Raw genomic sequence first — 11,379 nt, forward strand, 5'->3', positions numbered from 1 at the left:
TCCCTATCCGGCATGACGTTCCCGTTGGGCATTACCGCTCTCCTTCCGCACTTCCGGTGGGACCCAGAAAGTCGCGGATTTTCTGCGCGGCTTCGGCATCGGCCGCCGCCCGGTCAGGGAAGGGTTTCTCGGGGTTCGCCGGCAGGAATTTCATCGGCCTTGCGCCGATCCATTCGGCGACCACCTGATCGACTGCCCGGCGCAACCGGATGCGCAATTCCGATGCATCGACGGGGTCGATGCGAGCCCATTCAACATGTCGCAGGATGAACCCGCCGAGCGGATAATCATTCCCGCCGATGGCAAATGCCGGACCTTCGAACTGGGCGCTGAACCGCTCGCCGACGAAACGATCGAGCATAGGCCTCTCGAAGTAGAGCCAGTCCTCGATGAACCGGCGATAGGTCCGGCCGTCCGGCCCGGGGCGGCTCAGCCGCCGCACGAATTCGTCGATCATGGGACCGGCGATCTTGTCCTGAAAATCGTCCGAAGCGACGATCTGGACGATAGGATCGGGGTTGCGTGTCATGACGAGCGACGCTTTCCGCGAGGCGTGCGAATGCCTGCTGCGTCCTCGTGATGCGTATAGGGTTGCGTCGGCAGAGCGGCCATCCAGGCACGGACATCGTCCTCCCGCCAGCGGATATGGCCATTGCCGAGCGAGCATGGCGGCGGGAACCGCCCCTGTCGTGTCATGCGGTAGATGGAAGTACGGCTGAGCCGCACGAGCGTAATCAAGTCTTGCGTTGTGAGCAAACCGGAGCGGGATGGCTGGTCCATTGGGGTATCCTCTTCGTGTCGAGAGGACTTGGCTGACGGACCGGCGCGCTCAGGTCATTTCAGGACTGTTCCAGACCTGTTTCAGGGTTTTTCAGGGCAGGTCTTCGAGCGGCAAGGCATGTAGTGCCGTTTCAAACTCCGGGTAGTTGCCCGAGTGCATCTTGCTGATGATGCTGTCGCTGGCGGCCGGTCCCTTGAGGACGGCCCGAATGGCAGGAATCGCCTTCGTGAAAGGACGGCCCCGGACATCGGGATGCCGCATCGCTTCAATGATCGCGAGCCCGCTGATCAGCGCGCCGCTACCCTGGCCGTGTTCGATCGCCCGTTCGCGTATCCATGCGATACGCTGCTGATAATGCGCCTCATCCGGCTCATTGATGAGCGTCCGTGCGGTCAATCTTGATCGCGCGACCGCCCCGCCAAGGTCAATCCATATCGCGCCCTGCGGCAGAGGCCGGGCGCTTATTTGAAACCAGTCATTGAGGTTCTCGCTGACTAGCAGGATGCGCCCGTGATCCGCCGCGAAGCAGGCCAGCGCCTTGCCCGTCAGCAGCTTCACCGCACCGGATGGCGATACCGAATAGGTCTTCAATGCGCCGCTGCCGATCTGCCTGCGAAACTCCTCAAGTGACTGAACATTGCGCGTTTGAACGGCGTTGCCGGCCAGCCCGGCAAGGTCAGCCCGCGTGGGCTCGTGGCGGTTCATGAAGCGATCCCGGACATAGCTGATCCAAGGCTTGCCGGCGATCAGTACGACGATCGCAAGGACAGCCAGCAGCACGGCCGTAGCTATGCCGCTCATCGGCAGGAAGATGATAGCCAAGGCGGCGATCAGGGCAGTAAGCGAAAGCGCCGCGCGGACGGGAGCGTTTGGCAGCGGGGGGATGATCGTCGGCGATTTCAGGATCGCATCGACTGACGCGCGGCCGAGCAAATCGACGACCATGTCGCCGGAAGGTCGCTTGCAGTAGAGCGCCAAAGCTTCCGCGACCGGCTTTGCGCCTATCGGCAATGTGGCTGAGCTGGCTCCGTTCATGCAGCGAATATCGGAAATCCGGGCAGGCGAGGCAAGTGAATGTTCTCTATTTGATCTTGTTGCTATCGGTTTGGCAGCCTCCGGATCAGAGGTCGTCGAGAGCGCCTGTCAGCTGAGGCAACCGCCGTTCGATGGCAGCCGCAACGCTCTCATGGACGAAGTCGGCGAAGCCTTCGGGCATGGCAGCGCGCGCCTCGGCAACAGCGTCCGGGGCGCGGTCCAGCAGTTCGCCTATCGCCTCGCGCATAGCACTTGCGCCAAGGCCCGCTGCCTTGCCGGTCTGGACGAAATGCCGGCCCAGCACCTCCGACATTCGGTAATGGCGGTTCTTTCCTGCAGACATTGCCAGGCGAAACTTGTTCTGGGCGATCTGCCCCTTGTCGGCGGCCGGCTGAGCGGAGAGCACATCATAGAACGGTGTCAGGCTGAAGCGCCCGCCGGGTTTGAGGAAAATACTGAAGTTCTTGGCGTGACCATCCGTTGCGCCCATCAGCCAAAACAGGATTTGGCTTTTGAAGAATGCGATCTGGTCGGCCTGCGGGTCGTCCGCGCCCTTAAGCAGTCCGAGGATGTCACGCATGCTCGGCCCGCCGTCGCTCTGGTACTTGCGCGTCGGCGGGATGCCGAGCGCCTGACAGCAATCCTCCTGAGGCAATCGGAGGATTTGGCCGGAATCGCGCCTGTGCCGATCAAAGCGTTCGACAACCAACACGCGCCGCGCGCCGAAGATCGCGATCTCTGTGCGCGCGACGTGCAGGCCGAAGGCCTGCATCAGCCTCATGCAATAGTGCTCATTATCGACACTGTCCGACATGTCGATCATGCCGTCCGAGGTCGGTATCTGGCCTAGCTGAGGCTTGAGGATATGCGTCGTGGGCGTGGTGCCGATCGGCCGAAACCATTGCCCGTCGATCCGCAGCAAGGCGGTCTTTTCCTGCGCGCCAGCAACGGAAATCCGGAACTCCTGCTCGCGGTCCACCCCCAATGGGGCTTGGGCCAGGTCGGCCAGCATGCCTTCGATCTCGGCTTCGCTCACCGGCTCGCCGTGTGAATCAGGTGCGCTGGCCTCGCCGCCTTCGGGCAGGAATTGCATCGCTCCGACGCAGTCGCGCCCGATCGCCTCAAGTAGACTGTAGAAGTCAGTGCCCGACGCCCCCATGCGCTCGGCGACACGTCGGCGCACGGCATCCCTGTCAGGGAGAAGGTTGTCGAACACGGCAGCGACTTCCGCTCCGCGATAAGCCAGCGGCGTCAAAGGCAGCGATAGCGAGACGGCGAAGCGGTGATCCCAGGACAGCCATTGCCCGGCATACTGGAAGCTGGTCGCGCCATTAGCCGCCTTTTCCAGGCGGCCAACGAGACGGCCGTTTATCAGCACATCGAGGGGGAGATGGGTCTTCTTGCGCGCCACGATCAGAAGACATCCTCAATCGATTTGCTGTCGCGCTTACGCAGCACGATCTGCATATCGAGGCCAAGGCTCGCGATGACGCTGAGCAACGTATCCAGTTTCGTCCCTTCGCTGCCGTTCTCGATCGAAGATATGGTCTTCTGCTGAGTGCCGGTCCTGCTCGCTAGCTCGGATTGTGTGAGACCCTGCCGCAAGCGTTCGATCTGGATGATCGAGCCGAGCTGACTGGGCAATCTAACGATCTGCTGCATGAGAACCTCCACCATCCCTATACCCTGAAAGGTATTAAATGTATATATACCTCCTAAGGGATAATTTTGGTTTATACCCTGAAGGGGTTATCAACCGTATGGCGTCTAGGAGCGTCTGCTTTCAACCAGAACCGGTCGTCCGGCCGAACTACTTCGATGGCTTATCTCGCAATAAGCGGACGTAATTCCGAAGCCGATAAAGCCTAAAATGCGAGCGTTAGATGGCACCGCGATGAAGCGCCCGTGGTGAGCGACAATAGCGGCCCGCTTATTCCGCAAACGATAGTAAATCAGCCCGTCCGCTGTCGGAACGCCAGCCGCTTTTCCACACCCGTCATACGGCATCGCCAGTTGCATAGCTGTCCGCTCACGCCGAATGTTTGAGCAATCGCCTCTGCCGAAATCCCTTGGCCCCGATACAAGATCAAGACCACTTCCGGCAGCAGCAGCGCCGCACCCAGCCAGTCCGCCTCTTCCTCCTGCTCGACCGAATAATCCGAAAGCAGCACCAAGCCGTTAGGCGAAACCGTCACTTCAGCAGGGACGTGTCCAAGGATTATGTGAGCCAGTTCATGCATCAACGTTGCAGTTCGGCGAGTTTGCGGTCGCGAGGGATTCAAAACGACGAGATGAATACCCTCTTCGAAAAGCGTCATCCCGTCCCAGCTATCCGGGTCTCGCACCAAAAGTTGGGTTGCGTGTTCTGGCTCCAGATCAAGCTGGTTAGCGTCATAGACAAGCACCCCCAGCGAATCAGCATATTGCCACGGGCATAGTTTGTCAGTCGGCGTAAGCCCCAGTGCTTCGCGCGCGGCGGCAGACCTTCGCTCGGCATCAGCTTTGAACCCACGGCGCATGTCATTCTCCGCGCGCCAACTCCGAACGCGCTTGTCTTGCGCGCTGAGCAGCAAGGATGAGCGCGCCCAGTGACGTCGCCGTTTCAGGTGATACGGTCGGCTTCTTCCGAAAGTGAGCGACTGCCCGTTTTGGCGGGGCATCACCGGAATCGGTTTCCACCCCCAAGAACCGGGCAGGATCGACACCTAGCCATCGGCAAATTTTCGCGAACGTGGCCAAATCCGGCAGATGGCCATTCTCAACGCGGGAAAGGGTTGCGGGGCTAACGTCTATGTCAGTGGCAGTAGCCCTGATTCCCCGCCCTCCTCGCTTGCGCACGAGCAGCTTACCCAGTTCCTCGATGGGAAGGGTCATAGCATCTCCAACATGACCATTGACTCTACAGCAGCATCGCCATAGTGTTTCTCTTGTGATGACTGATGTTTCACGAATGAAACAGCGCCATCACTGAAACGCTGTGAATCACGCCCGCCTGATTGAGTCAAGCGGGAAGTGACCTGCAGAGAGTGAAGGAGGCAATATGAGCGGCAAAAATCAGTATGTCGTGCGGGATGGAGATCGCTGGGGTGTCCGTGGAGAGGGCAATTCTCGCCTGACCAAGAGCTTCGACACCCAGAAGGAAGCTATCGCCGCCGGGCGCGACATCGCCAAGAATCAGCAGGCCGAACTTCGCATCCAGGGCAGCGATGCCAAATTCCGCGAAGCATGGTCCTACGGCAATGATCCATATCCGCCCAAGGGCTGATCGCTATACAGAGGAGACGAAGCGTGCAGCATATTCACGCCAGAGAATGGCTTGATGCCGGCAACAGGGTCCGTGTGGACTGCGACCATCAGTGCAACGTCCTTGTGATGGATGATCACAATTACTCGCTGTATCGGCGGGGACAGTCGTTCCGGCATTTCGGAGGCTTCTTTAAGCGCCTTCCTGCGGTGGTCAGCGTTCCGAATGGCGGAAACTGGAACACCGTGATCGATCTTGGCGGTGGCCGCGCCAACATTCGTTACGCCATCAATTATCTTAACTGACACAGTCGCGAGGTTCCCATGACGGTTCGTATTACCTGCATCAACAAGGATGGGGGCAATCACGAAAACCCCAACGCCGCCATCAGCCATCTTGGTTGGACAGAAGATGGAACCGGCAAGGCTGGCAAATCCACCCGTCTTGAAATGTATGACTGGATCAAGCATCAGAATGGTAAGGCGTATGTCCGCGACGCCAGCGGCAATACGGCTTGGGTTGGCACGGCAGAGACGGCCGGAGGAACCAAGTATGTGCGGACCTACCGCGACAACACTTGGACGGACAATCTTCTTGCGCTGATGGAATGCCGATAGAGTATAGTTCGCTCTGCAAGTGCGCCACATTGCCCAGAAAACTCCGGTCAAAACGGGTGAGAAATCGCCGATTTCACCTGACCTTAACGAGAAAATGCACCGTTCCCGTGCCTGCTCCATCCCCTCCGACTCCATCAAACTGTGGCGACACAAGCTAGTCGCCCGTGAAAAACGCTGGATCCCGCAGAGATGCGGGGTTTTTCGTGATAACCAAGTATTAGAAATCGCAAGGGTTCGGGCGATTGGTGCAAAAAGCTTGCAATTTTGCGCGCCCGTGCGCGTGGGGGCTTCCCCTGGAAATTGGGCTGTGATTCAGTGCGCTGGCCGAGACGATGAGGTTCGCCGATGCCGCCGAAGAAGCCCCAGCTGAGCGAGTTCGAACTGTTCCAGAGCCGTTTGGACAACATGCTCGATCCCAAGCATCCGCTGGTGAAGCTCGCTGGGCTGATTGACTGGTCGCGGTTCGATGAGGCCTATGGTCGCTTTTACACGGAGAAGGGCCGGCGGGGCTTGCCGACGCGGTTGATGGCGGGATTGCACCTTCTCAAGCACATGGAGGGCCTGTCGGACGAGGCTGTCTGCGCCCGCTGGGTGGAGAACCCCTATTTCCAGTACTTTTGCGGCGAGCAGCATTTCCGGCACAAGCTCCCGCTCGACCGGTCGTCGATGACGCGCTGGCGGGGGCGGATCGGTCCTGACAAGCTCGAGCTGCTGCTGGCCGAAACGCTCAGCGTGGCGATGCGAACCGATGCTGTGACGCCCCAGGCCTGCGAACGGGTGACGCTGGATACAACGGTGCAGACCAAGGCGATTGCCCATCCCACCGACAGCCATCTGCTCCTGCGCGGCATCGAGTGGCTGAACCGGCTGGCGAAACAGCACGGCATCACGCTGCGCCAGTCGTTCCTGCGTGTGGGCCGCCGGGCGCGCCGCGAGGTGTCGCGGCTGATCCATGGCCGCGGTCACAAACAGGCGCTGCGCTGGGTGCGAAAACTGCGCACCTGGCTGGGCCGGCTCGACCGCGACATCGGCCGCAAGATTGCCGGGAATGAAGCGCTCGAGGCCGCCTTTGCCGTCGCCCGCGAGCGCGTGGCGCGCATCCTCGCCCAGAAGTCTGGTGATGCCGACAAGCTCTACGCCCTGCACGCACCCGAGGTCGAATGCATCGCCAAGGGCAAGGCCAGGACGCGCTATGAGTTCGGGGTGAAGACCTCGATCGCGGTCACCAACGCCCGCACCGCCGGCGGCCAGTTCATCGTTGGCATGCAGGCTCTGCCCGGCAGCCCCTATGATGGCCATACGCTGACCGGGCAGATCGAGCAGGTCGAGCGCTTGACCGGCATCACCGTCGAGCGGGCCTATGTCGACCGCGGCTACAAGGGCCACAAGCACAGCGGCAAAGCCAAGGTCTATATCGCCCACACCCGCGGTATCACGTCACCGACGATCAAACGCGAGCTCCGCCGCCGCAACGCCATCGAACCGATTATCGGTCACGCCAAGAGCGATGGCTTGCTCGAGCGCAATCACCTTGCCGGTGCTACCGGCGATGCCATCAACGCCATCCTGGTCGCCGCCGGACACAATATGCGGTTGCTCGTCGCATGGCTGACCGCGCTTTTGCGTGCCCTGTTCATGGCGCTCCTCCAACCGAGGCAGCCAGAACTGGCCGCCGCCTGAGCGCGCAAACTTCGCTATCAAAGTCTCACCCATCCAAGCCGGATCGCTCAACGCAACCGCCTATTTGAAATCGCATTGTTCACGGACGACAAGCTACTAATTTCGTTGCAGTTGAATGAGTTCAGCCTGTGGAACGCCAATCAGAGACCCTAGTGCGCGCTGTCTACCTATTACGCTTAAGCACCTGAATGTCCGCTTCTGGCTGGCGCTGCCATTCGCTAAGGCTGCCGGGAGTGACGGCTTTGTCCCACTTTTCGAAGTAGCATTGAGCTATTGGGGCAGGGAAAATCTCGCGAAAGCATCTGCACAGCCATTCTCGGGCAAACGCATTATCATCGAGAACGAGGTTAGCCCTCAAAGGGCACCCGGACGATTGATGCAGATGACCTTGCCGCATTTGGAAATATGCCGAGACACGGCTGGAAGCAAATAGACTCAAAACGGCGGAGTTTCGAAGCGAGACGGAAGACATGAAATTCCGTTTCGACTTGCCTGAACCTGACCGACTATGATACAAATTGAATGTTCCTGAAACAGCATCAAGAGACCCCAATCTTTTAAGCAAAATGAATTTGGGGGCATGGCAAGTGGCATTTCAATCTCCAAAATGGACATTGACCAAGTATATCAAATACTTGGATGTTACTTTGTCGTCCTCTTCTGGGCACCATTTGCTCCTCTCAGGGCAATCGACAAAATCCCAAAAAATGTTAATTTTCAGCGGGTTTTGTTGCGTATTGTCCGAGGACATCTCACACGATCTGACCCCGAAACGGCCCACAGAAAATGCCATAGTGGCCCGTCTTTTCTCGGTGTGAAACTTGCTCGATGGCCCGTCTGCCTCGAGCGTCGTGGTCGGTGCCGGTCCAAACCTCTTGGAAGGAGTTGAGCCGTGCCTCTCAGCGATGTTCAAATCAGGCCCCTCAAACCGCGGGTTCGCGTCTACAAAATCTCCGACGCCAACCGCCTCTAACTCGAAGCGCATCCGACCGATGCTCGGCTGTGGCGCTTCAAATGCACCTGGTATGGAAAGCAAAAGCGTATCGCGCTCGGCGCCTGCCCATGTGTCGGCTTACCCACTCCTAATCTGCTCCTTTGCTTGGATGGGGACGCCGTCGCAGCGTCGGTCGGCCACGTGAATTGAATATGACGGAAGTGTCTCGTCGCAGCGGGCCTGCCGGAAATTCGCGCAAATCGCGGACGGGATTGGTATGGAGAATCTCGCGCAACGGCGCTTGTCTTCACGCGTAGGCGCTGGTAGAGGCGCCCCTCGTTGCCGCTTTAGCTCAGTTGGTAGAGCACATCATTCGTAATGATGGGGTCACAGGTTCGAGTCCTGTAAGCGGCACCATCGCCCACCCATATCAACGACTTAGGCCCCGAGTTTTGCGGGTTCGGCGGCGCGCGCTTCATCTTCGGGGCGTGTTACCAGGCTGGGATCACGGATACTGGCTTGTTCATCTGTCGGCTCTTCAAATGAAGGGGGCCGGATGCTCTGCCCGCGCCGGGCTGGGCTCGATCGCTGCGCTTACGCTCGACACCTACCTTGTCATCACCGCTCGCACCCATCCCGCGCCGCGGGTTCGTCCATCGGCCATTCGCTGAGTCAATATTCATTCACGCTCGTGTGAGTGAATATTGACTCAGCGATAAGTCCGACGCATAACCTCTGCCTGAGACGGCTTCGATAATGTCGTCCAGGAGGGAGAGTTTGTATGAAGGCTCAGCTGTTCGCGTCCGCCTCGGCGGTCGCTCTGTTCGCGCTGCCCGTTTCCGCACAGGCCCAGTCGACCGACGCCGCGTCGCCCGCCGACCGATCGGCCGGAGAGACGCCGCGGAGTGGGGACGACATCATCGTCACCGCCACCCGCCGCAGCGAAAGATTGCAGGACGTACCGCTCAGCGTCACCGCCTTCGGGCAGGAGGATCTCGATGACCTCGGCATCGTCGGCTACGAAGGCATCGCCCAGAATACGCCGGGGCTCGTCGTCAACCGGCCGACCCAGAATTTCAACAATTTCACCGCGCGCGGCATCAACACCAACGGCTATAGCGCCGGCCTGCAGAGTGCAGTCGCGATCTACGTCGATGAACTGCCGATCTCGGCGAACGGCAATTCGACGATCCTCGACCCCAATCTCTACGACGTCGAGCGCGTCGAATTCCTGCGCGGACCGCAGGGTACGCTGTTCGGGTCGAACTCGCTCGCGGGCGCGATGCGCATCATCACCAAGAGTCCCGACCTCGACGACTTCGAAGCGTCGGCAAGCGCCGACATCGGGCTGACCGGCTCGAACTCGCTGCGCCAGCGCTACAATGCGATGGTCAACCTCCCGATCATGAAGGACGAGATCGGGCTGCGCGTCACCGGCTATTATCGCAACGAGGATGGCTGGGTCGACAATATCGGCACCGGGATCAAAAATTCGAACAGCCTCGAGGCCTATGGTGGCCGCGCGATCCTGCTGCTCCAGCCGAGCGACCGGATGAAGGTGAAGCTGCTCGCCTCCTACGAAAACAGCAAGCCCGCCGATTCCGGGCTGACCAACCCTGCGCTTGGCACGTTCGTCCGCAATTCGGACCGTCCCGACCTGTTCCAGGGCAAGCTCACCAATTACAATATCACCGTCAATTACGAGTTCGACTTCGCCGAGCTGATCAGCTCGACGACGCTGTCGGACTATGATGCGTCCTTCTATGTCGACCTGGCCGGCACCTATGCCCAGGCCTTTCCCTTCGCGCTCGACGCTTATGGCTATGACGATCTGTTCGTTCAGGAGACGCGGCTGGTGTCGCGCCACGGTGGGCCGGTCGAATGGGTCGCGGGCTTCTTTTATTACGACAAGCGCCGCACGGTCGACTTCGCCTATCGTTCGTCGCCCGAATATCTGGCGGCGAACAATATCGTCGGACTGCCCGACGAATATTATCAGCGCTTCAACAGCTATACCGACCAGAGCGAGATCGCGGGATTCGGGGAGCTGACCTTCCGCTTCAGCGATAAATTCTGGGTCACCGGCGGGCTGCGCTACGGCAATACGCAGGTGCAAAGTTTCACGCGCGGCGGTGGTTATAACAGCAATTATCTGACCAATGCCTATTGCCGTGCGTTCACCGCGCTTTGCGGGGGCTTCATCCCGCCGTTCAGCGGCACGACGCCCATCCCCTACGCCGAGGGGTTGAAAGTATCCGCCGATCGGCTGTCGTGGAAGGCGAGCGCGTCGTGGAAGCCGGTCGACAGCCTGACGACCTATGCGACGGTTTCGACGGGTTTCCGTACGCCGGTAGTCAATGCCCGCGCGGGGCTCGTCAGTGCGATCGATCCGAACGACCTCGTCATCCCCAACGGCGCCAAGTCGGACGGCGTGACCAACTACGAACTCGGCTTGAAAGGCCGCTGGCTGAACGGCGGCCTGACGGCCAATATCGCCGCTTATTATATCGACTGGAAGGACATCCAGGTCCAGGCGAACCGCGTGTCGGACTCGATCCAGTTCGCGACGAACATCGGCGGCGCCGAAAGCTATGGCGTCGAGTTCGAGGTCATCGCGCGGCCGGTGCAGGGGCTGAGCCTGTCGGTCAACGGTTCGTACAACGAAGCGAAAGTCACCGACCTCACCTCGACCGAGGCGGCGATTTCGGGGGCGGAAGTGGGGACGCGGCTCGCCTCGCCGCATTTCCAGGGTTCGGCGACGCTGCGATACGACTTCCCGATCGGCGACAGCGAGACCGCTTTCGCGTCGGTCAACGTCTCGCACGCCGGATCTTTCCCGAACCAGTTCCCGAATGTTCCGGGTAAACCCAATGTCGTGAGTCCGACCTATGACCATACCGAGGCGTGGACGAACGTGAACCTCTATACGGGGGCGAAGCTCGGCAAGCTTGGCCTTACGGCCTATGTCGAGAATCTGTTCGACGACAAGTCGATCACCTATGTCCATCCCGAAGCGTTCCTCGACGGCCGCTATGCCCGGATGCGGCCGCGCACGATCGGCGTCCGCGCCGATTATCGCTTCTGAGGG

General features: G+C 59.8%; 12 protein-coding genes and 1 tRNA gene. 6 read left to right on the top strand and 7 right to left on the bottom strand.

Annotated features, from left to right (window positions below; translation table 11 throughout):
• Positions 1–31: 31 nt before the first annotated feature.
• From CVO77_RS15110 to CVO77_RS15140, 7 genes are all read right to left on the bottom strand, one after another.
• Positions 32–529: a hypothetical protein gene (locus CVO77_RS15110; RefSeq protein WP_105999751.1), complete on the bottom strand. Its 498-nt coding sequence runs from the start codon at positions 527–529 to the stop codon at positions 32–34.
• Positions 526–780, bottom strand: coding sequence for a helix-turn-helix transcriptional regulator (locus tag CVO77_RS21950; RefSeq protein WP_105999752.1), 255 nt, complete (start codon positions 778–780; stop codon positions 526–528). Before CVO77_RS21950 ends, CVO77_RS15110 begins: the two co-directional genes overlap by 4 nt.
• Positions 781–871: 91 nt before the next feature.
• Positions 872–1,816, bottom strand: coding sequence for a hypothetical protein (locus tag CVO77_RS15120; RefSeq protein WP_146130884.1), 945 nt, complete (start codon positions 1,814–1,816; stop codon positions 872–874).
• 85 nt (positions 1,817–1,901) lie between these two features.
• The gene (locus CVO77_RS15125; protein ID WP_105999754.1) at positions 1,902–3,227 is read right to left on the bottom strand and encodes a type II toxin-antitoxin system HipA family toxin; all 1,326 of its coding nucleotides are present in this window, start codon (positions 3,225–3,227) and stop codon (positions 1,902–1,904) included.
• Positions 3,228–3,229: 2 nt separating this feature from the next.
• On the bottom strand, positions 3,230–3,478 hold the full coding sequence (locus CVO77_RS15130) for a helix-turn-helix domain-containing protein (RefSeq protein ID WP_106000871.1): 249 nt from the start codon (positions 3,476–3,478) through the stop codon (positions 3,230–3,232).
• Positions 3,479–3,768: 290 nt separating this feature from the next.
• Positions 3,769–4,335, bottom strand: a complete 567-nt coding sequence (locus CVO77_RS15135) for an ImmA/IrrE family metallo-endopeptidase (RefSeq protein WP_105999755.1) — start codon at positions 4,333–4,335, stop codon at positions 3,769–3,771.
• 1 nt (position 4,336) lies between these two features.
• Complete coding sequence (locus tag CVO77_RS15140; protein WP_105999756.1) at positions 4,337–4,690, bottom strand: helix-turn-helix domain-containing protein; 354 nt, start codon at positions 4,688–4,690, stop codon at positions 4,337–4,339.
• Positions 4,691–4,856: 166 nt separating this feature from the next.
• Here CVO77_RS15140 and CVO77_RS15145 point away from each other — a divergent pair, with 166 nt between their 5' ends.
• From CVO77_RS15145 to CVO77_RS15170, 6 genes are all read left to right on the top strand, one after another.
• Positions 4,857–5,081, top strand: a complete 225-nt coding sequence (locus CVO77_RS15145) for a DUF2188 domain-containing protein (protein ID WP_105999757.1) — start codon at positions 4,857–4,859, stop codon at positions 5,079–5,081.
• A gap of 23 nt (positions 5,082–5,104) precedes the next feature.
• The gene (locus tag CVO77_RS15150; protein ID WP_105999758.1) at positions 5,105–5,365 is read left to right on the top strand and encodes a DUF1883 domain-containing protein; all 261 of its coding nucleotides are present in this window, start codon (positions 5,105–5,107) and stop codon (positions 5,363–5,365) included.
• An 18-nt stretch (positions 5,366–5,383) separates the two neighbouring features.
• The gene (locus tag CVO77_RS15155; RefSeq protein ID WP_105999759.1) at positions 5,384–5,677 is read left to right on the top strand and encodes a DUF3892 domain-containing protein; all 294 of its coding nucleotides are present in this window, start codon (positions 5,384–5,386) and stop codon (positions 5,675–5,677) included.
• A gap of 345 nt (positions 5,678–6,022) precedes the next feature.
• Complete coding sequence (locus tag CVO77_RS15160; protein ID WP_105997627.1) at positions 6,023–7,357, top strand: IS5 family transposase; 1,335 nt, start codon at positions 6,023–6,025, stop codon at positions 7,355–7,357.
• 1,275 nt (positions 7,358–8,632) lie between these two features.
• Positions 8,633–8,708 (top strand) — tRNA-Thr (locus CVO77_RS15165).
• 364 nt (positions 8,709–9,072) lie between these two features.
• Positions 9,073–11,376: a TonB-dependent receptor gene (locus CVO77_RS15170; protein WP_105999760.1), complete on the top strand. Its 2,304-nt coding sequence runs from the start codon at positions 9,073–9,075 to the stop codon at positions 11,374–11,376.
• Positions 11,377–11,379: the final 3 nt, after the last annotated feature.

Origin of the sequence: Sphingopyxis lindanitolerans (assembly GCF_002993885.1) — a bacterium.
Lineage (GTDB): Bacteria > Pseudomonadota > Alphaproteobacteria > Sphingomonadales > Sphingomonadaceae > Sphingopyxis > Sphingopyxis lindanitolerans.